The sequence below is a fragment of the Polaromonas sp. YR568 genome (assembly GCF_943369675.1).
In the GTDB taxonomy this organism is placed as follows: Bacteria; Pseudomonadota; Gammaproteobacteria; order Burkholderiales; family Burkholderiaceae_C; genus Polaromonas.
This window is the reverse complement of sequence record NZ_CALROB020000068.1, coordinates 1-20011: the sequence shown is the minus strand read 5'-3', so window position 1 is coordinate 20011 and position 20011 is coordinate 1. Positions and strand designations below refer to the sequence as shown.

The 20011-nt window shown below is 63.8% G+C and carries 16 protein-coding genes; 12 read left to right on the top strand and 4 right to left on the bottom strand.

Annotated elements, in window-relative coordinates; genetic code table 11:
* Positions 1 to 332: Glu/Leu/Phe/Val dehydrogenase dimerization domain-containing protein (locus ACLV8F_RS23600; RefSeq protein WP_411886631.1), on the bottom strand; the 332-nt coding region annotated here is incomplete at its 3' end.
* 178 nt (positions 333 to 510) lie between these two features.
* Complete coding sequence (locus ACLV8F_RS23595; RefSeq protein WP_411886630.1) at positions 511 to 2295, bottom strand: ABC transporter transmembrane domain-containing protein; 1785 nt, start codon at positions 2293 to 2295, stop codon at positions 511 to 513.
* 89 nt (positions 2296 to 2384) lie between these two features.
* On the opposite strand from ACLV8F_RS23595, the gene ACLV8F_RS23590 reads away from it, so the two are divergent.
* The 8 genes from ACLV8F_RS23590 to ACLV8F_RS23555 all read left to right on the top strand — a co-directional run bounded on the left by ACLV8F_RS23590 (position 2385) and on the right by ACLV8F_RS23555 (position 9696).
* Positions 2385 to 2927 carry a MarR family winged helix-turn-helix transcriptional regulator gene (locus tag ACLV8F_RS23590; protein ID WP_411886629.1) on the top strand — a complete coding sequence of 181 codons (543 nt, stop codon included), beginning with the start codon at positions 2385 to 2387 and terminating at the stop codon, positions 2925 to 2927.
* 100 nt (positions 2928 to 3027) lie between these two features.
* Positions 3028 to 4494, top strand: a complete 1467-nt coding sequence (locus ACLV8F_RS23585) for an efflux transporter outer membrane subunit (RefSeq protein ID WP_411886632.1) — start codon at positions 3028 to 3030, stop codon at positions 4492 to 4494.
* Positions 4495 to 4543: 49 nt separating this feature from the next.
* Positions 4544 to 5941 carry an HlyD family efflux transporter periplasmic adaptor subunit gene (locus ACLV8F_RS23580; protein ID WP_411886628.1) on the top strand — a complete coding sequence of 466 codons (1398 nt, stop codon included), beginning with the start codon at positions 4544 to 4546 and terminating at the stop codon, positions 5939 to 5941.
* Positions 5942 to 6014: 73 nt separating this feature from the next.
* Positions 6015 to 7583 (top strand): DHA2 family efflux MFS transporter permease subunit, encoded by a 1569-nt coding sequence (locus ACLV8F_RS23575; protein ID WP_411886627.1) that lies wholly within the window; start codon positions 6015 to 6017, stop codon positions 7581 to 7583.
* A 2-nt stretch (positions 7584 to 7585) separates the two neighbouring features.
* A complete protein-coding gene (locus ACLV8F_RS23570; protein WP_411886626.1) occupies positions 7586 to 7906 on the top strand; it encodes an antibiotic biosynthesis monooxygenase family protein in 321 nt (106 codons plus the stop codon).
* A gap of 235 nt (positions 7907 to 8141) precedes the next feature.
* A complete protein-coding gene (locus ACLV8F_RS23565) occupies positions 8142 to 8777 on the top strand; it encodes a LysE family translocator (RefSeq protein ID WP_411886625.1) in 636 nt (211 codons plus the stop codon).
* 122 nt (positions 8778 to 8899) lie between these two features.
* Positions 8900 to 9451, top strand: coding sequence for a chlorite dismutase family protein (locus ACLV8F_RS23560; RefSeq protein ID WP_411886624.1), 552 nt, complete (start codon positions 8900 to 8902; stop codon positions 9449 to 9451).
* 23 nt (positions 9452 to 9474) lie between these two features.
* Positions 9475 to 9696 (top strand): hypothetical protein, encoded by a 222-nt coding sequence (locus ACLV8F_RS23555; protein ID WP_411886623.1) that lies wholly within the window; start codon positions 9475 to 9477, stop codon positions 9694 to 9696.
* Positions 9697 to 9715: 19 nt separating this feature from the next.
* On the opposite strand, the gene ACLV8F_RS23550 is transcribed toward ACLV8F_RS23555, so the two are convergent.
* Positions 9716 to 10153 carry a PaaI family thioesterase gene (locus ACLV8F_RS23550; protein ID WP_411886622.1) on the bottom strand — a complete coding sequence of 146 codons (438 nt, stop codon included), beginning with the start codon at positions 10151 to 10153 and terminating at the stop codon, positions 9716 to 9718.
* Positions 10154 to 10235: 82 nt separating this feature from the next.
* Positions 10236 to 11570, bottom strand: coding sequence for a PLP-dependent aminotransferase family protein (locus tag ACLV8F_RS23545; RefSeq protein WP_411886621.1), 1335 nt, complete (start codon positions 11568 to 11570; stop codon positions 10236 to 10238).
* Between the two features lie 89 nt (positions 11571 to 11659).
* Between ACLV8F_RS23545 and ACLV8F_RS23540 the strand changes: the two genes are divergently transcribed.
* The 4 genes from ACLV8F_RS23540 to ACLV8F_RS23525 form a co-directional block, all read left to right on the top strand.
* A complete protein-coding gene (locus ACLV8F_RS23540) occupies positions 11660 to 12277 on the top strand; it encodes a DJ-1/PfpI family protein (RefSeq protein ID WP_411886620.1) in 618 nt (205 codons plus the stop codon).
* Positions 12278 to 12853: 576 nt separating this feature from the next.
* Positions 12854 to 16147 (top strand): RHS repeat domain-containing protein, encoded by a 3294-nt coding sequence (locus tag ACLV8F_RS23535; protein WP_411886619.1) that lies wholly within the window; start codon positions 12854 to 12856, stop codon positions 16145 to 16147.
* Complete coding sequence (locus ACLV8F_RS23530; RefSeq protein WP_411886618.1) at positions 16144 to 19443, top strand: LamG-like jellyroll fold domain-containing protein; 3300 nt, start codon at positions 16144 to 16146, stop codon at positions 19441 to 19443. The genes ACLV8F_RS23535 and ACLV8F_RS23530 overlap by 4 nt, the downstream gene beginning before the upstream one ends.
* A 47-nt stretch (positions 19444 to 19490) precedes the next feature.
* The coding region (locus ACLV8F_RS23525) for an Ig-like domain repeat protein (protein ID WP_411886617.1) at positions 19491 to 20011 on the top strand (521 nt) is incomplete at its 3' end.

Here is a 20011-nt window from a genome sequence, read left to right as displayed (position 1 = left end):
ATCCAGGCCGACAGCGCCATGACTTCCGACAGCGTGACATCCTGGTGAAAGCGCACGCCGCCCTTGCCGGGGCCGCGCGAGACGTTGTGCTGCACGCGGTAGCCCTCGAAGTGGGCGACGGTGCCGTCGTCCATGTGGATGGGCACGTCCACGATCAGCACGCGCTTGGGGCGCTTGAGGGTTTCAGCCCAGCGCGCCAGGCTGCCCAGGTGCGGGATGACGCGGTCGACCTGCTGCAGGTAGTTGCCCCAGGGGCCGAGGTTGTCGGCCTGGAGATAAGAGGGAAGGGGGTGGGTGCCGGAAGGGGCTGCTGCTGCGTGTTGTTGTGACATTGAAAAAACTCCTTGTGGGATTTCTTGGTGGAAAACTTGATGGAAGGTCAATGCACCGAGCTTAAAAGCCCGCCCCCGATTAGTCCAAGGCATTGTGCATCAATATCTATGCAAATAATGCATATGCGTGGCCTTGAACTCGGTTGAACGGCTTGCGGCATGAGGCAGAGCGATGCCGTCACACCGTGAATTGCAGCGCCGCCAACCGTGCGTACACCCCGCCGCGGTTCACCAGTTCCGTGTGCGTGCCTTGCTCCACCAGCCGGCCATGGTCCAGCACCAGGATGCGGTCGGCCTGCTGCACGGTGGCCAAGCGGTGCGCAATCACCAGCGTGGTGCGGTTCTTCATGGCCGACTCCAGCGCTGCCTGCACCATGCGTTCGCTTTCGGCATCGAGTGCGCTGGTGGCTTCGTCGAGCAGCAGCAGCGGCGCGTTCTTCAGCATGGCCCGCGCAATCGCGATGCGCTGGCGCTGCCCGCCCGAAAGCCGCACGCCGCGCTCGCCCAGAAAGGTGTCGTAGCCCTCGGGTAGCGCAGTAATGAACTCGTGCGCGAAGGCAGCCTGCGCGGCGGCGCGGGTTTCCTCGTCGCTGGCTCCGGGCCTGCCGTAGCGGATGTTTTCAAGCGCGCTGGTCGAGAAAATCACCGCGTCCTGCGGCACGATGCCGATGCGGCCTCGCAGGTCTTCCAGTGACATGTCGGCCGTGCGCACGCCGTCCAGTTCGATGCGGCCCGAAGCCGGGTCGTAAAAACGCAGCAGCAGCTGGAACACCGTGCTCTTGCCTGCGCCGCTGGGCCCGACGATGGCCACGGTTTCACCGGGCGCCACGCTCAGGCTGAAATCACGCAGGGCGGGTTGCGCCGGGCGCGAAGGGTAATGAAAGGTCACGGCCTCAAACATGAGGGCGCTGCCGGCTTCGGTGACGCGGGCCGGCACCGGGTTGGGCGGCGAGGTCACGGGCGAGCGCGAAGCCAGCAGTTCCATCAGCCGCTCGGTCGCGCCGGCCGCGCGCAGCAGGTCGCCGTACACCTCGCCCAGCACCGCCGCCGCGCTTGCCAGGATGATCACGTAAACCACGGTTTGGCCCAGGTGGCCCGCCGTGATGTCGCCGCGCATCACCGCCTGCGTGCCCTGGTACAGGCCCCACAGCAGCGCCGCTGAGGTGGCGATGATGATGAAGGCCACCAGCACCGAGCGCGCCTTGGTGCGGCGCACCGCGGTGTTGAAGGCATTGGTGGTCGACTGGTCGAAGCGCGCCGATTCGCGTTCCTCGGCGGTATAGCTTTGCACCACGGGAATTGCATTGAGCACCTCGGCGGCAATCGCGCTGGAGTCCGCCACGCGGTCCTGGCTGGCGCGCGAGAGCTTTCGCACGCGCCGGCCGAACCACACCGAAGGCGCGACGATCAGCACCAGCACGCCCAGCACCTGCACCATCAGATAGGGGTTGGTATAGACCAGCATGCCCAGCGCGCCTATGCCCATCACGGCATTGCGCAGGCCCATGCTCAGCGACGAACCCACGACAGTCTGCACCAGCGTCGTGTCGCCGGTCAGGCGCGACAGCACCTCGCCGGTCTGCGTGGTCTCGAAAAACTCCGGGCTTTGCCGCACCACGTGGGCATAGACCGCATTGCGCAGGTCGGCTGTCACGCGCTCGCCCAGCCAGCTCACCATATAGAAGCGGCCCGCCGAAAACAGTCCCAGCGCGGCCGCCACGCCGAACAGCTCGAAGAAATGCGTGCGCAAGGCCATCAGCTGCTCGCCTTTGTCGGGCGCGCTGAAACCGCCGTCGATCAGGCCGCGCAAGGCCAGCGGAAACACCAGGGTGGCGACCGCGGCCAGCACCAGGAAGACGGCCGCCAGCAGGATGTGGCCGCGGTAGGGCCGCAGAAAAGGCAGCAAGCCGGAGAGGGAGCGCGGTGAGCCTTTGGGGGCCAGGGAGGAGGGGAGAGTAGCCATCCGGGGAGTTTAGTCAAAAACCGGCCAATAAACTGCCGAAACAAACACAGCCTTGACATTAATTGCCTAGGCATGTATTATTCGTTCCCATGAAATCCAAATCCACCAGCACGAAAGCGGCAGAAATGTCGGAAACCCCTCTTTGCGGGTTGCCGGCGGAGTTCTACTGCGCGGCTGACTACGACGCCGGCCAAAGCACCGGCTACCTGATGCGGCAGATCCTCAACAGCGTCTCGCAGCAAGTCTCGCGTGAACTCGAACCCAAGGGCCTGACGAACGCGCAGTGGGTGCCCATGCTCAAGCTTTACCTCGGCAAAGCCTCCACCGTCGCCGAACTGGCCCGTGTCTGTGAGCTCGACGCCGGCTCCATGACCCGCCTGCTGGACCGGCTCGAAGCCAAAGGCTTTTGCCGCCGCATCCGCTCCAGCGACGACAGGCGCGTGGTCAACCTCGAGTTGACGCCCGAGGGCCGTGAGGCCGCCAAGGAGATCCCGGCCGTGCTCAGCCGCGTGCAGAACGCCCACCTGTCCGGGTTTTCGGTCGAGGAGTGGCAAAACCTCAAAGGCTACCTGCGCCGCATTCTCGAGACCTCGCACTCCCTTCAAGCAGCGAATGAAAAACATGACAAATAACACCTGTTCCACCTGTGACTTTCCCGGGGCCTCCGCAGCCCCCGACATGACGCCGGACAGCGCCGATCGCACCATGCCGGTATGGAGCGCCTCCTTCCGCATGGCCCTGGTGGCCGCTGCCAGCGTGCTGGCCGTGGGCATCATGGCGACCGGCCTCACCGGTTGCGCCGACATGTCCGGCATCTCGCCGCAGTCCAGCCTGCGCGATGCGCCCTCGCTGGGCCTGAAAGCCGACGCCGGCGCGCAAGCCACGGCCCAGGCACCGCTGGCCGCCGAATGGTGGCGCGATTTCGGCGACGAGCAGCTCAACGCCCTGGTCGCGCAAGCCCTGCAAACCAGCCCAAGCCTCAAGCTTGCGCAAGCGCGCCTGGCACGCGCACAGGCCGTCACCGAAGTAGCCGACGCCGCCACCTTGCCGCAACTGACCGGCCAGGTCGACCTGACCCGCCAGCGCTACACCGCCAATGGCGCGGTGCCGCCGCCGCTGGCAGGCTCCATCCGCGAAAGCGGCACGGCCCAGCTGGCCGCCAGCTGGGAACTTGATTTCTTCGGCAAGAACCGTGCGGCACTCGATGCCGCACTGGGCAGCGCCAATGCCGCGGAGGCCGACGCCCAAGCCGCCCGCGTGCTGCTCGCCAGCAACGTCGCCCGCACTTACTTCCAGCTGGTGCGCCTCAATGAACAGGCCAACGTGGCGCGCCGCACACTCGCGCAGCGCGAGGAAACCCTCAAGCTGGTGCAGGACCGCGTCAACGCCGGTCTGGACACCCGCCTTGAATTGCGCCAGAGCGAAGGCGGCCTGCCCGAAGCACGCTTGCAGCTCGAAGCCCTGCTCGAGCAGATGGCGCTCACGCGCAACGCGCTCGGCGCGCTGATCGGCCAGCCCGACGGCGCCGCCGCCCTGACGCCGCCCGCGCAGGCAAGCATCAAAAACGCTGCCGTGGCCGCCACCCTGCCGGCCGACCTGCTGGGCCGCCGCGCCGACATCGCCGCCGCGCGCTGGCGCGTCGAAGCCTCGTCCAAGGATGTGGCCAACGCCAAGACCCAGTTCTATCCCAACATCAACCTGGTTGCCTTCGCCGGTTTTTCCAGCATAGGCCTGGGCAACCTGCTCGACTCGGGCAGCCGCCAGTGGGGCGTGGGCCCGGCGCTGCGCCTGCCGATTTTTGACGCGGGCCGGCTGCGTGCCAACCTGCGCGGCAAAACCGCCGACCTCGACGCCGCCGTCGAAAGCTATAACGCCGCCGTGATCGACGCGGTGCGCGACGTGGCCGACCAGGTGGCTTCTTCTCAAGCCATTGTTCGCCAGCAGACCCAGCAGCGCGCCGCGCAGGACGCCGCCGAAAGCGCCTACGAAATCGCCGTGCAGCGCTACAAGGCCGGACTGGGCAACTACCTCAACGTGCTCACCGCGGAGACCAGCGTGCTGGTCCAGCGCCGGCTCGCGGTGGACTTGTCGGCCCGCGCGCTGGACACGCAGGTTGCGCTGATACGCGCACTCGGCGGTGGCTACACCCCCGGTCCGGCCGTGCCCGCCGGCCGCCAGGCCAGCGCCGCCGCCTTCTGAACTCAGATATCCATAGACAACCCAATAGATAACCAGCAGACCCAACATCATGAGCACTCCTGAATCTCCCAATTCCGCCGCTTCCGCAACGCCCGCAACCGCCGCCGCCCCGGCGCAGGCGCCCGCCGGCAACCCCAAGCGCAAAAAAGCGCTGACCGCGCTGGCCGCCGTCGTGGTGGTCGCCGGCCTGGGCTGGGCCGCTTACGAATACCTGGTGGCCAGCCACTACGAGTCCACCGACAACGCCTACGTTCAGGGCAACGTGATCCAGATCACGCCGCAAATCGGCGGCACCGTCATGGCCATCATGGCCGACGACACCGACTTCGTGAAAGCCGGCCAGGCGCTGGTGCAGCTGGACCCGGCCGATGCCAAGGTCGCGCTCGACCAGGCCGAAGCCGCGCTGGCCCAGGCCGTGCGCCAGGTGCGCACGCTGTATGCCAACAACGGCACGCTGTCGGCGCAGATTGCCCTGCGTGACGCCGACGTCGTCAAGGCGCAAAGCGACATCGCCCGCGCCAGCGACGACCTGAAGCGCCGCCAGTCCCTCACCGGCAACGGCGCGGTGTCCGGCGAAGAACTCAACCATGCCCGCACGCAACTGGACACCGCCAAAAGCGCGCTGGCCGCGGCGCAAGCCGGCGTGGTCGCCGCGCGCGAGCAGCTCTCCAGCAACCAGGCCCTGACCGAAGGCACCAGCGTCGAGCAGCACCCCAGCGTGCAGGTGGCCGCCGCCAAGGTGCGCGAAGCCTACCTGGCCACGCAGCGCGCGGCCCTGCTGGCGCCGGTCGACGGCTACGTCGCCAAACGCACGGTGCAGCTCGGCCAGCGCGTGGCCGCCGGCACGCCCATGATGTCCATCATCCCGCTCAAGCAGGTCTGGGTGGACGCCAACTTCAAGGAAGTGCAGTTGCGCAACATCCGCATAGGCCAGCCCGTCACGCTGGTGGCCGACCTCTACGGCAAGAAGATTGAATACAAGGGCACGGTCGCCGGCCTGGGTGTCGGCACCGGCGCGGCCTTCTCGCTGCTGCCCGCGCAGAACGCCACCGGCAACTGGATCAAGGTGGTGCAGCGCGTGCCCGTGCGCATCGCGCTCGACGCCAAGCAGCTCGCCGACAACCCGCTGCGCGTGGGCCTCTCCATGGACGCCGAAGTCGACGTGAGCAACAGGGATGGCAAGACCCTGGCCGACGCGCCGCGCGATGCCGCCCTGGCGCACACCCAAACTTATGGCGCGCAGGACGATGCAGCCGACAAGGACGTGCAGCGTGTCATTGCCGCCAACACCGGCAAGGCCATCGTGAAGCCGGCCAAGGCCGCCGTCGCAGCCAAGCCCGTCCTCACGCCGGGTAGCGCCGTGTCTCCCGCCAAGGCCGGCGCCGATGCGCAGACCCTCGCGTTCAGCCACACGCTGTCGCTGGCCGGCAACCACACGGCACCGTAAGCCACAGATCCAGTTCACGCAAGCGCGGTGACCCCGCAGCGCTTGCCACCCGCCCCTTATTCGCAAGGCTTTCATGGCTTCCGCACCTGCTACCGCTTACATCCCGCCGCCGCCCCTGACGGGCTCGGCGCGCCTCTGGGGCACGCTGGCCCTGTCGGCCGCGACCTTCATGAACGTGCTCGATACGTCCATCGCCAACGTCTCGCTGCCCGCCATCGCCGGCGACCTCGGCGTCAGCCCCAACCAGGGCACCTGGGTCATCACCAGTTTCGGTGTGGCCAACGCGATTGCCGTGCCGCTCACCGGCTGGCTGTCGCAGCGCTTCGGCCAGGTGCGCCTGTTCACGGCCAGCATCATGCTGTTCGTGCTGACCTCGTGGCTGTGCGGCCTGGCGCCCAACATGACCACGCTGATCTTCCTGCGCGTGCTGCAGGGCCTGGTCGCCGGGCCCATGATCCCGCTGTCGCAGGCGCTGCTGTTGTCGAGCTACCCGAAAGCGCTCGCGGGGCTGGCCATGGCGCTGTGGTCCATGACGACGCTGGTCGCGCCCGTGATGGGGCCGCTGCTGGGCGGCTGGATCACCGACAACATTTCCTGGCCCTGGATTTTCTACATCAACATTCCCGTCGGCTTCGGCGCGGCCTTCATCACCTGGAGCATCTTCCGAAAACGTGAGAGCCCCACCAAGAAGCTGCCCATCGATTCCGTGGGGCTGGCGCTGCTGGTGGTCTGGATCGGCTCGCTGCAGATCATGCTCGACAAAGGCCAGGAGCTTGACTGGTTCCATTCCGGCGAAGTCATCGCGCTGGGCATCGTCGCGCTGGTCGGCCTGATCGCCTTCGTGATCTGGGAGCTGACCGAAGAGCACCCGGTGGTCGATTTGACGCTGTTCAAGCGGCGCAACTTCTGGGCCGGTGCGCTGGCGCTGTCGGTCGGCTACGGCCTGTTCTTCGGCAACGTGGTGCTGCTGCCGCTGTGGCTGCAGCAGTACATGGGTTACACCGCCACGCAGGCCGGCATGGTGCTGGCGCCGGTCGGGCTGTTTGCACTGCTGCTGTCGCCCGTCGTCGGCAAAAACATCGCCAAGGTCGACCCGCGCCGCTTCGCCGCCTTTGCCTTCGCGGTGTTCGCCCTGGTGCTGTGGATGCGCTCGAACTTCAACACCCAGGCCGACTTCAAGACCATCATGATCCCGACGATCATCCAGGGCGTGGCCATGGCCTTCTTCTTCATCCCCCTGGTCACCATCACGCTGTCGGGCATCTCGCCCGACAAGATCCCGGCGGCTTCGGGTTTGTCGAACTTCGTGCGCATCACGGCCGGCTCCTTCGGCACGTCGATCGCCACCACCATCTGGCAGGACCGCGCCGCCATGCACCACGCGCAGATCAGCGAATACGTGAACCAGGGCAGCGTCGCCACCAACAGCGCCCTCACGGGCCTGGCCGCCGCCGGCCTCACGCCCGACCAGGCCCTGGGCACCATCAACCGTCTGGCCGACCAGCAGGCCTACATGCTCGCGGCCAATGACGTGTTCTATGTGTCCGCGCTGATCTTCCTGCTGCTGATCCCGCTGGTCTTCCTGACAAAGCCCACGCATGCCGGGGCGGGCAGTGCCGACGCAGCCGCAGGAGCGCACTAGCCATGAGCGACAAGACCGTCACCCTGATCAACGTGTTCACCGTCGCCCCCGAGCGGCAGCAGCAGCTGATCGATTTGCTCACCCGCGCAACCGAGGGCTCGGTGCGCAATGCGCCCGGGTTCATGTCGGCCCGGTTGCACCGCAGCCTGGACGGCACCAAAGTCACCATGTATGCCCAATGGCGCAGCGAAGAGGACTACCAGGCCATGCGCAAGGACCCGGCGCCGCTGCCGTATCTGAAGCAGGCGCTGGAGATCGCGACCTTCGAGCCGGGCATGTACGAAGTCGTGCAATCATTTCTTCCTCCGGGCAGCGGCGCCTGACACCGGCTTCAAGCGGACCGGCCTGGCATTCGCTGGCGCAACATGGTTATACGCAGGGGCTACGGAGTGCAAAGGAGGGCAAAGTGTCTCGCGGGGGCTGCATAAGGGCCAATAATCCGGCTGCAGCCTTGCGGCAAGACCGGTGGCTCGGGCAAACTGGGTGCATGCGTCTCACATCCAAAACTCAATGCATCACCAGCGCCGGCGTATCGCGTCAGCCCGCAAAGGAGCTCACATGGACACATCGTTTCTCGCTTTCCTTGCAATCTCGGCAGTCGTGATCGCGACACCAGGACCGGATACCGCGCTGACGATCCGAAACACCATGGCCGGCGGGAGGCCTGCCGGCCTGGCAACCGCGCTCGGCGTCTCCGTGGGCCAGCTCGTCTGGGCCATAGCCACCAGTCTCGGCCTCGTCGCCATCCTCCTGGCATCCGAGCCCGTCTTTCACGCGCTTCGCCTCATCGGCGCCGCGTACCTGATCTACCTGGGGGTGCAGTCCCTGCGGTCGGCTTTCACAGGCGCGTCCGCTTCAAGCGCCGGGCAGCGCGGTCATGCCGCCCATGCCCTGTCTCCCGGCAAAGCCTTCATCCAAGGGGTCGTCAACGACCTGGCGAACCCCAAGATGGCAGTCTTCTTCGCCGGCGTCCTGCCGCAGTTCGCTTCGCAAGGCCGGGGCATGCTTTCGCACCTCATCCTGCTGGGCCTGGTTTTCTCATTGCTCACTTTTGTATGGCTCGCTCTTTACGCTTCGGTCATCGCATCAGCGGGAACACTCCTGCGCAGTTCGCGCGTGAGACGCTCAATCGACGGAATCGCCGGCATGGCACTCGTGGGCATGGGCGTTCGTGTCGCGACCAGCGAGCGGTAAAACGGGTGCGGGCCAACCCTTGCATCGAGAGCACCTGCGCCGGCAAGCCGGGTCGGGCCTCTCATGTCAAACCTTAAAACTCTCTCCCGCCTATGTCAGCATCTACCCCACCCGTCGCTCGAATGTTCAGCTTCATCGGAGGCAGCACCGGCCCATGGCTCATTGATCAGATGCACGGTGTCGTCGGGGAGTCGATGGTCATTGCCTCGCGACTGTCCCTGGTTCCCGGCTCCGTGGTTCAACTGCCGCCTGGCGCCGCCTGGTTTCTTCGCGGAATTACGAGCAACGAGCGCTACGTCGTGCGCGAGGAGAAGGAGGCACTGGTCAGCAGGCAGGAAGGGCTGGGCCGGGGCGCTTCAACACGCGCGGCGCTTATCCCGATTCGCAAGAATGCTACCTGGTGGGCACTCACCCAGGACGAGCGCCGCGAAGTATTCGAAGCGCAATCGCATCACATCGCAATCGGGTTGAAGTATCTTCCCGCAGTTGCGCGGCGGTTGCACCACTGCCGGGACCTTGGCCCGGACGAGCCTTTCGACTTCCTGACCTGGTTCGAATACGCGCCTTCGGATTCGTCGGCATTTGAAGATCTTGTGGGGGCGCTGCGGGCCTCACCAGAATGGAAATACGTTGACCGTGAAGTCGATATACGCCTTACCCACGCAGAGGCCTAAGCCTTCGGCCAAGCGGACCTGCCTTGCGCAGGCCGCTTTGGCAGTTCACAAAAGCCCGACGCTTCAAGGATGGCTTGTTGCTGTTTCAAGGGGCGAGTGCATTCAATTGGCCTCCCGACTTTGCCGCGGCCGATGTCATGGCGGTGGCGAACGCGCAGGAACTGGCTCGCTGGAATATCCCGGACTACCGTGATGTTGACAGTTCAGGCGGGCGCGCCGTATCGATGCAGCTCCCGGCGGATTGACCGCAGGGCGCCAGGCAGCCTAGGCACGCGGCCGGGCGGGCGCCTCCACCGGCACCAGAATCGCATTGCCGGTCGCCACCAGCAACAACTCACCGTTTTCCTGCTCCGCAAACAGCTCCGCACTCGCAAACACCTGTTTGCGCCCAGCCTTCACCACGCGTCCGCGTGCCATAAAGCTGCGGCCCACGGCCGGTGCCAGGCAGTTCACTGAAAAGTGCGAGGCCAGCACGCGGCCCGCCAAGGTGGCCGCCGCGTAGCCGCAGGCCGTGTCCAGCATCGCGCCTATGAGGCCCGCATGCAGGTAGCCGGCGTACTGGCCCATGTCTTCTTCGCGCCAAGCCATGCGTATCTCGGCTTCGCCGGCAGCGGCGCGCATGACCTCAAAGCCGGCCCAGCGGTTAAAGGCGGCCGTCTGGTTCACGGCCTGCAAGGTATGGAGGAAAGTGGGGTCCGTCATGAATTGCAATATAGGACCGGCGGGCGCGGAAAGCTGTAGCGTGCGTGACAAGTCGGCAGGACCCTGCGCCGGCGTTCAAACCTCAATAAGCCTGCGCATCAATCGCGCGCCTGACCTTCTGCAGCGCATCGCGCAGCGTGTCCAGGTCGACAGACCCCAGCGCCAGGCGCAGGGCGTGCGGCGCCTGGGCAGACGTTGCGAAAGGCTCGGCCGTCGACACCGCGATCTGCTCGCGCATCAACGCTGTGGCCAGCTGGTCGGCACGCAGCTCTTCCGGCAAGGGAAGCCAGACGAAGTAAGAGGCAGGATGGCGAATACAAGGCATACGCGCGAACACTTCGGCCGCAATCGCCTGCCGGGCTTTTGCGTCGCGGCGTTTCTCCTTTTCGAGGCGGGCGACCGTGCCGTCCGCCAGCCAGCCGCAGGCCAGCGCCGTCATCACGCCGGGCGTGTTCCAGGTGGTGGCGCGGATGGCCCGTTCGAGTTGGGGCACCCATTCGGCGGGCGCCGCGACAAAACCCACGCGCAGCCCGGTGGCCACGCTCTTGGAAAGGCCCGAGACGTAGACCGTCGCCTCAGGCGCCAGCGCGGCCAGCGGAGCGGGCGCCTCCTCGGCGAGGAAGGCATAAGCCGCATCCTCGATGATCAGCAAGCCATGCCGGCGCGCGATGGCCACCAGTTGCCGCCGCCGGCTCAAGGGCATCACCCAGCCGAGCGGGTTGTGCAGCGTCGGCATCGTATAGACGGCGCGCACGCGACGGCGCTTGCACAGGCGTTCAAGCGCGTCCAGATCCGGGCCGTTTCCGGCCGCCGGAATCGGCGCGAGTTCGAGGCGGTGCGCCTCGGCCAGCACCTTGAAACCCGGGTAGCTCAATGCGTCGATCGCCACCACATCACCGGGCTGCAGCAGGGCCATCACGGTGACGGCCAGGCCTTGTTGCGCGCCGTTCACGATCATCACCTGGTCCGCACTCACCGTTAAACCGCGTGCCGCAAGATGGCGGGCCATGACCGCCCGCTCGTGCGGGCGCCCGCCGTGCGGCTGGTAGCGCAGCAGCGCTTCGAGGTCGCCCGACGCAGCGAGCTGGCGCAAGCCGTCACGCAGCAATTCGGCCTGGCCCGGCAGCGAGGGGTAGTTGAAGTTCAGGTCCACCATGCCCGACGCCGCCGCATGCTGGTCTATGCCCAGGTTGCGGGGCAGGGTGCTCTCCCTGACAAATGTGCCGCGCCCGGTTTCGCCGCTGACCAGCCCCATGGCCTCCAGCTCTGCATAGACGCGGCTTGCGGTGACCAGGGCCAGGCCTTCCTGCGCCGCGAGCTTTCGGTGGGTGGGCAGGCGCGTGCCCGGCGGCAGGCGCCCCTCGCGGATGTCAAAGGCGAGTGCGTCGACCAGTTGTTTGTAGCGGGCTTGGGCCATGCTGCATTGTATGCATGACAATAATTTGATTGTATTGGGTTGCGTGTTTACGATGGGAATCCCACCAACCTGATACGAAACCCGACACCATGCACATCGCCATATTGACCTTTGAAGGTTTTAATGAACTCGACTCGCTGATCGCGCTGGGCATACTCAACCGCATCAAGCAGCCGGGCTGGCGCGTATCCATTGCCAGCAATGCCTCGCGCATACGCTCCATGAACGGCGTGGTGCTTGAATCGCAGGCATCGCTGGCCGAGGCTTCCAAGGCTGATGCGGTCATCGTCGGCAGCGGCATGCGCACGCGCGAGGTGGTGGCCGACGCGGCCTTGATGGCGCAACTGCAGCTGGACCCTTCCCGGCAACTGCTGGGCGCGCAGTGCTCCGGCACGCTGGTGCTGGCCAAGCTGGGGCTGCTCGACGGCGTCCCCGCATGCACAGACCTGACAACCAAACCCTGGGTCGAGGAAGCCGGCATCGCCGTGCTGAACCAGCCCTTTGTGGCCAAAGGCAATGTCGCCACCGCAGGCGGCTGCCTGGCGTCGCAGTACCTCGCCACCTGGATCATCGCGCGCCTGGTGGGCATCGACGAGGCGCGCAGCGCAATGCATTACGTTGCGCCCGTCGGAGAAAAGGAAGAGTACGTTGAGCGTGCGATGCGAAACGTCGCGCCTTTCATGCAGGTACCTGCACTGATCTCTTAGCTTCATCGCGGTTGGCCGGGTCATCGCTGCGCGTCATCGCAAGCGACAAGGCTACGTTTTGGCGTGCATGAATGCACTCGCACACACGCCAGGAAAAATATTTTTGATGCAAATTGGGTTTGCAGTAATGCCTGCTCTATTTCTTCTTAACGTTGAACAAGGCGCTACTGAGAAGGTTCTCAATTCAAAGTGAAATTGGATTGAAAACAATTTCACCGTCGCCGGGCCGGCGGGATTCTGCCAGAAGCATGTGAGATTGATAAGGCGGAAAAAACGCATTTGAAAATTCTGTTGTCCCATACGCACACTTGAGATTTCCCTCCTCCACATGGAGGGTGGACAAGCACAACACCCCTCACTAGACTCCGCCGAATTCGCTTGACCCAAGCGTGACAAGAAAAATCAACGAGGGATCCACATGGGATTGTTGCAATGGCTTGCGCCGGGCTCGGTGCAGGTGAGTCGTTCTCGGCGGTGTGAAACGGCAAGCTCTCAGGCCTTGCTTCGCATCCATGGCGGCGCCATCCCTTTTTTCAATTGCCCGTATGTGGCATATCAGGAAACGAAAAGGCAGGCATGAAACTCATAGCACTGGTTTTGCTGGCGGCTGCGCGTGTTGCCGTGTTGTTCGGCTCCATGCTTGGCACGAATGCCTTCGCATCATTCCCGGCAACCTATGACCCCAGCGTTTGCTCCGTTGCGCCTTGCTACCACTATGACCTGAACGGATTTAACGGTTCTCAACCTATTCTCAACATCTCGGGTAGCAGTTATGAAAACACATGTTTCAACTGGCTGCAGGTTGCGATGGCCAAGAGTAATGAAAAGAGCTACACCGGTGCTTACCATGTTGAAGGTGCGGTTTGCCATGTCATCGGGAAGTGGAATTACGAACCCTCGTATTACGATATTGCCCCCGGCACTATCACCAGGACGCCGATAGACCCTAAGCCCCAGTACAGCTGCCCCGACACCATTTATACGGAGCTGTCCGGATCCACCTGCACGTGCAAAGCTGGGAACCTGGAGAACACGGACCATAACCGCTGTATCCCGGGAGGTGTGGGCGCCACGGTCGTCGACATCTTTAACTCCACCAAACCGCCTCCACGCTGTGACTGGCAAGACGGTAACCCCATCCTTCCCTTGCTCGGCGGCAAGGTGGAGCCTGTCGCCACCGGCATGAGTGTGGGGGGACAGCCGCTGGTTTTTACCTACAGTAGCGCCAAGCAGGCCGCAGCTGTCGCCGCAGGCAAGACCGCACGCACCTTTGGCAACAGGCCTGCACTTGGCGGTTTGTGGGAAAGCAGCCTTCACCGCAACCTGATCATGGGAACCGGTGGTTATGGGGCGACCTTGCATCGCGGCAATGGCCGCACTGTCAGCTTTCGCTATTCAGGCGGCGTTTTCATCGCCGATGCGGATGTGACAGGCACTTTCACGGCCATCACCGGCGGCTATCGCTATTTCGATGCGAAGTCCCGCACCATCGAAACCTACAACACTGTCGGGCAGCTCACCAGCTGGGCCGACACAGCCGGCAGTACGCTCACCTTCAGCTATAGCACCGCCGCAAGTGCCACTGCGCCGGCAGCAGGCTACCTGCAGAACATCACGGACCACAACGGGCGGAGCCTGAGCTTTGTCTACAGCCTGCCGGCCGGGGGAGTAGCCGTCACGGATGGCTTGATCTCCAGCGTGACGGACCCCATGGGGCGCACGATGAACATCAGCTTCGATGCCAACGGCAACCTGGCCCGCCTGACGTGGCCGGACACGAAGTTCCGCCAGTTCGTCTACGAAAATACTTCTTTGCCCTGGGCGCTGACAGGTGTGATTGACGAGCGAGGCATCCGCTATTCCACGTTTACCTACGATACAGCCGGCCGCGCGCTGTCGACAGAGCATTCGGGCGGCGTCAACAAATACTCGGTGAGCTACGGCGCGCCGCCGCAAATCATCGTGACGCAGACCTATGACCCCGCTACCCTGCTTACCACCCGCACGCATGACTGGCAAGCTCCGTCCGGCGTGCAACTAACGCGACCCAACGGAGAAACCGCCAACGCCAGTACCACCACCGTACTGGGCTACCCGCTGGCCACTGGCCTGTCGCAGCCGGCCGGCTCGGGCTGCGCAGCGGCCAACAATGCCTCCACCTTCGATGCCATCGGTAACCTGACCTCCACCGACGACTTCAGCGGCCAGCGCAGCTGCTACGCCTATGACTCAAGCAATCGCGAGACGGTGCGGGTTGAAGGGCTGGCCACCACGGCGGCCTGTGCCAGCGTCCTGCCCGGCGGTTCAGCCCTGCCGGCAGGAAGCCGCAAGATTGAAACGACCTGGCATACGGATTGGCGGCTGCCTGTCAAGGTAAGTGAACCCTTGTTGATCACCAGCACGGTGTACCACGGCCAGCCTGATCCCTTCAACGGCAATGCTATCGCCAACTGCACCGCTGCGGCGGCTTTGCCCAATGGCCAAGCCATGCCTCTGGTATGCAAGCAGGTGGTGCAGGGCACCACGGATGCCGATGGCGCCCTAGGGCTTGCCGCCACTGTCGATTCCGCTGTGGCGCCGCGTAGCTCCAGCTTTACCTATGACAGCCAAGGACGAATGCTCACCAGCGCTGACCCGCTGAACCGTGTGACGACGTATGCTTATTACAGTACTTCAGGAAACTTTTCCGGCACAGAGGCCGGTGCAGATCCGTCCTACGGTTCGGTGAGTGTCTTGTTGCGCGGTGGCGGCGCCAGCAACTCGACAGTTATGACGGACAGCGCCTCTTCGCCCAAAGCGGTCACCGCGTTTGGCAACGCCAGGATCAGCACGGCACAAAGCAAATTTGGCGGCTCGTCGATTGCTTTTGACGGCGATGGCGACTATCTGTCAGTGCCGGCCGGCCCCGGCAACAACTTCAGTTTTGGGACTGGCGACTTCACGATCGAGGGCTGGTTTTTCCTTTCTTCGGCTGGGTCGGGCTATCGCAATCTTTTCGTCATTCCCTGGGGGGCGACATACATGATGATCCGGTTCGGCGACGGCGGATTTGGGGGGAGACTTCAATTCGCCTCAGAAGCCAGTGGATTTCCTACTGTCTATAGCTCGGAGCATACGCAAGCCAGCCTTGCCGGCGCCTGGCACCATGTGGCGTTTACACGTAGCGGTGGACTCTCCCGGGCCTTCCTGGACGGAAATTTACTGACTCTTCGCAATAACATTTTCTCAGGTAGCCCCGTGACGTCGTGGGCAGACACCAGCAACATCGCATCGGTCGCACAAGCCTACGTCTCGCACATGGGTGGCGCAGCATGGCTCGGCTATATGGACGATGTCCGCATCACTAAAGGCGTTGCCCGTTACACAGCCAGCTTCATACCGGCCGCCGGCCCGGTGTTGGACCCGGATGGCGCTGGCCACACGGCAGGCGATCTTCAGTCCATCACCAACGCGGCAGGCCACATCACGCAATTCACGCTCTACGACAGGGTGGGGCGCCTGCGCCAGATGATTGATCCCAAAGGCGTGGTTACCGACACGGCCTACACCCCACGCGGCTGGACCAGCAGCGTGACGGTCACGCCACCCGGTGGCGCAGCGCGAACCATGACCTACACCTATGACAACGCAGGCCAGCTCACAGGCGCAAACCTGCCGGACGGCACCACCCTGGGCTACAGCTACGACGCGGCCCACCGCCTGACCGGCGTGACCGATGCCAAGGGCAACTCCATCACCTACACGCTGGACAACGCCGGCAACAAGACCGGCGAGCAGATCAAGGACCCTTCGGGCAATCTGCAGAGAAACATCACACGCGTTTATGACGCGCTGAACCGGGTTCAGCAAGTCACGGGAGCGAGCAATTGAAAACCACCACGATATCCATTAGCTGGGATCTTGCCCGGCAGTTTGCAAAGGCATTTATGCTGAAAAAACTCGTCCATCGTGTCATTGCAGTTGTTGTCCTGGGCCTTGGGCTTGCTTCTTCAGTACAGGCAGCTTTCCCAATGATTCCGGCGCATCAAGGCGTCTACGCGGGCAATGGACCGTGCTCCACGGATTTGGCAACGTCTTGTCAGGCGCAGGGATCGTTTCAGGGGGTCCCGTTTATGTTGCTTAAGGACGCTGTCAACTATGACGTATTAGTCCCCCAGCCGTACTACACAACTCCAGAGCAGGTAATTTGCGGTGTTTCGCACAAAGGGGTTTACTTATACAACTCAAGCTACTGCACCATACCGGTCAGTTGTCCAGCCCATTCAACGCAGTCGGGTACCAGCTGCGTCTGCGACGTCACTTATGCGGAAAATGCCGCCCTGAATGGGTGTATTTCGGGAGGTGTGGGCGTCACGGTCATCGACATTTTCCGGTCCACCAAAGCTTCAAGCTGCCCGTGGTGCGAAGGCAATCCCATCTACCCCCTGGTCGGCGCCAAGGTGGAGCCCGTTGTCACCGGCATGAGCGTGGGAGGGCAGCCCCTGGTATTTACATACGACAGCGCGAAGCAGGCCGCAGCGATTGCGGCGGGCAAAACTGCCAAAACCTTCGGCAACATGCCCGCGCTCGGCGGCTTGTGGGAAAGCAGCCTGCACCGAAATCTGGTCATGGGGCCTGGCGGCTTCGGGGCAACCTTGTACCGGGGGAACGGTCATACGGTCAACTTTCGTTCTTCAGGCGGTGTTTATATCGCCGATGCGGATGTGAACGGTACTTTTACAGCGATTTCAGGTGGCTACCGTTATCTCGATGCGAAGTCGCGCACCCTCGAGACCTACAGCACGGCGGGACAACTCACCAGCTGGGCCGACACAGCCGGCAACACGCTCATCTTCAGCTACAGCACCGCTGCAAGTGCTGCTGCGCCGGCGGCCGGCTACCTGCTGAAAGTCACTGATCACAACGGGAGGAGCCTGAGCTTTGCCTATACCTTGCCGGCCGCAGGAGTGGCCGCCACCGATGGTGTGATCGCCAGCGTGAGCGACACAATGGAGCGCACGGTCAACACCAGCTTCGATGCAAATGGCAACCTGGCGCAACTAACCTGGCCGGACACCAAGACCCGGCAGTTCGTCTATGAGAATTCCTCCCTGCCGTGGGCTCTCACGGGGGTTGTCGACGAGCGCGGCATCCGCTATTCGACCTTTGGCTATGATGCGGCCGGCCGTGCGCTGTCGACCGAGCATGCGGGCGGCGTGGACAGGTATTCGGTGAGCTACGGTACGCCGCCGCAGATCAACGTGACGCAGACTTATGACTCCGCCACATTCCTTACCACTCGCACGCATGACTGGCAGGCGCCGGCCGGCGTGCAACTGACAAGGCCCAGCGGGGAGGTCGCCGACGCCAGTAGCAGCACCGTCCTGGGCTACCCGCTACCGACGGGCTTCTCGCAGCCGGCCGGCTCCGGCTACGGGGCATCCAACAATGCCTCGACATTTGATGCCAGTGGAAATCTGACATCCACTGATGACTTCAGCGGCCAGCGCAGCTGCTACGCCTATGACGTCAGCAACCGGGAGACTGTACGCGTCGAGGGCCTGGCCACCACGATTGCCTGCACGAGTGTTCTGCCCAGCGGTTCAGCCTTGCCGGCAGGAAGCCGAAAGACCGAAACAAACTGGCATCCTGATTGGCGCCTGCCCAACAAAGTGAACGAACCCCTGCTAAGCACCGGCACGGTGTACCACGGCCAGCCCGACCCGTTTAACGGCAACATCGTGGCGAACTGCACGACTGCGGCGGCTTTACCAAATGGCAAAGCCGTGCCCCTCGTGTGCAGGCAGGTCGTGCAAGCCACCACGGATGCCAACGGCGCGCTGGGCCTCTCCGCGCCCATCGATACCGGCGTGGCCGCACGCAGTTCCAGCTTCACTTATGACGCGCGGGGCCGGGTACTGACCAGCACTGATTCGCTGAACCGTGCGACCACATATGCTTACCATGGCGCTTCAGGCAGTTTCTCTGACCTGGACGCCAATGCGGATCCTTATTTTGCTTCGGTGAGCGTGCTATTGCATGGCGACGGCGCCAACAACGCGACGGTCATGACGGACAACGCCTCGTCGCCCAAGGCGGTTACCGTAGCCGGCAACGCCAAGATCAGCACGGCGCAAGGCCGGTTTGGCGGTTCGTCGATTACCTTTGATGGCAACGACGACTATCTTTCCGTGCCGGCCACCCCGGGCAACAACTTCAGTTTCGGGACCGGTGATTTCACCATCGAAGGCTGGTTCTACCTGTCTTCGGCGGGGTCGGGCTACCGCAATCTCATCGTCATCCCGTGGGCGGGGACCTACATGAGTATCCGCTTCGGGGACGGCGGATTTGGCACCAGGCTCCAGTTCGCATCGGACTCCTTGTCATTTGCCCCTCTCTACAGCTCCGAGCACACGCAAGGCAGTCTTGCCGGCGCCTGGCACCATGTGGCGTTTACGCGCAGCAGCGGACTCTCCCGGGCTTTCCTGGACGGCAATTTGCTGACCTTGCGCAACAACATCTTTTCGGGCCCTCCAGTGACGTCGTGGGCAGACACCAGCAACATCGCATCGGTCGCTCAAGCCTACGTCTCTTACACGGGTGGTGCGTCATGGCTGGGTTATGTGGATGATGTTCGCATCACCAAAGGTGTAGCCCGTTACACGGCCAGCTTCACGGCGCCCACGCAAGCCTTTCCCAATTCGGTGGTGGTCATTGACCCGAATGCAGCAGGTCACACGGCAGGCGACCTGCAATCGACGACGAATGCAGCAGGCCATATAACCCAGTTCACGCTGTATGACAGGGCGGGGCGTGTGCGCCAGATGGTAGACCCCAAGGGGGTAGTGACCGACACGGCTTATACCCCCAGAGGCTGGATAAGCAACGTGACGGTCACCCCGCCCGGCGGAACTGCCCGAACTACGACTTACACCTACGACAACGCAGGCCAACTCACAGGCGCGGCTTTGCCCGATGGCACCACCCTGGGCTACAGCTACGACGCCGCCCACCGCCTGACCGGTGTCACCGACGCCAAAGGCAACTCCGTCACCTACACGCTCGACAGCACCGGCAACAAGACGGGCGAACAGGTCAAGGACCCCTCCGGCAACCTGCAAAGAAACATCACCCGCGTCTATGACGCCCTGAACCGGGTCCAGCAAGTCACGGGAGCGAGCAATTGAAAACCACAACCACCATCACCACCATCACTCAACCAGGAGGAATCCGCATGAGCAGCCCTGGCCCCACCCGAGCTTTCACCGCGTGGCTAAGCCGCCTGGTGCTGCTCATCCTCATGGCCCCGGCCGTCGCCTTTGCCGCCCCGACGACCACGGCACTTTCAAGCAGCGCCGGCACGGCTGCACTAGGGCAAAGCATCACGCTGACGGCCACCGTCACAGGCGCCAGCCCGACGGGCACCGTCACCTTCAAGGACGGCGGCGCTGCTATTGGCAGCAGCGCCATCACGGCCGGTGTTGCGTCTGTCAATACCAGCGCCCTGGGCCTGGGCAGTCACACCTTGACGGCTGAATACGCCGGCGACAGCAACAACGACCCATCAATCTCGTCGGGCATCAGCGTCGTCATCAACGCCGCCACGGCCGGCCCCATGACCTGGCAGTACGGCTACGACGCCATGGGCAGGCCCACCACGGTGCTGGACCCCAATGGCCTGGCCAGCTACACCTACTACGACAGCCTGGGCCGCCCGGTGCAGACCCAGCAGCCGGCCAACACCGGCAGCGCCAC

Coding starts and splice junctions, on each gene's coding strand:
- ACLV8F_RS23595 (WP_411886630.1), bottom strand. CDS start 2,295: ATGGCTACTCTCCCCTCCTCCCTGGCCCCCAAAGGCTCACCGCGCTCC.
- ACLV8F_RS23585 (WP_411886632.1), top strand. CDS start 3,028: ATGGCCCTGGTGGCCGCTGCCAGCGTGCTGGCCGTGGGCATCATGGCG.
- ACLV8F_RS23570 (WP_411886626.1), top strand. CDS start 7,586: ATGAGCGACAAGACCGTCACCCTGATCAACGTGTTCACCGTCGCCCCC.
- ACLV8F_RS23540 (WP_411886620.1), top strand. CDS start 11,660: ATGCACATCGCCATATTGACCTTTGAAGGTTTTAATGAACTCGACTCG.
- ACLV8F_RS23565 (WP_411886625.1), top strand. CDS start 8,142: ATGGACACATCGTTTCTCGCTTTCCTTGCAATCTCGGCAGTCGTGATC.
- ACLV8F_RS23535 (WP_411886619.1), top strand. CDS start 12,854: ATGAAACTCATAGCACTGGTTTTGCTGGCGGCTGCGCGTGTTGCCGTG.
- ACLV8F_RS23550 (WP_411886622.1), bottom strand. CDS start 10,153: ATGACGGACCCCACTTTCCTCCATACCTTGCAGGCCGTGAACCAGACG.
- ACLV8F_RS23560 (WP_411886624.1), top strand. CDS start 8,900: ATGTTCAGCTTCATCGGAGGCAGCACCGGCCCATGGCTCATTGATCAG.
- ACLV8F_RS23575 (WP_411886627.1), top strand. CDS start 6,015: ATGGCTTCCGCACCTGCTACCGCTTACATCCCGCCGCCGCCCCTGACG.
- ACLV8F_RS23545 (WP_411886621.1), bottom strand. CDS start 11,570: ATGGCCCAAGCCCGCTACAAACAACTGGTCGACGCACTCGCCTTTGAC.
- ACLV8F_RS23580 (WP_411886628.1), top strand. CDS start 4,544: ATGAGCACTCCTGAATCTCCCAATTCCGCCGCTTCCGCAACGCCCGCA.
- ACLV8F_RS23590 (WP_411886629.1), top strand. CDS start 2,385: ATGAAATCCAAATCCACCAGCACGAAAGCGGCAGAAATGTCGGAAACC.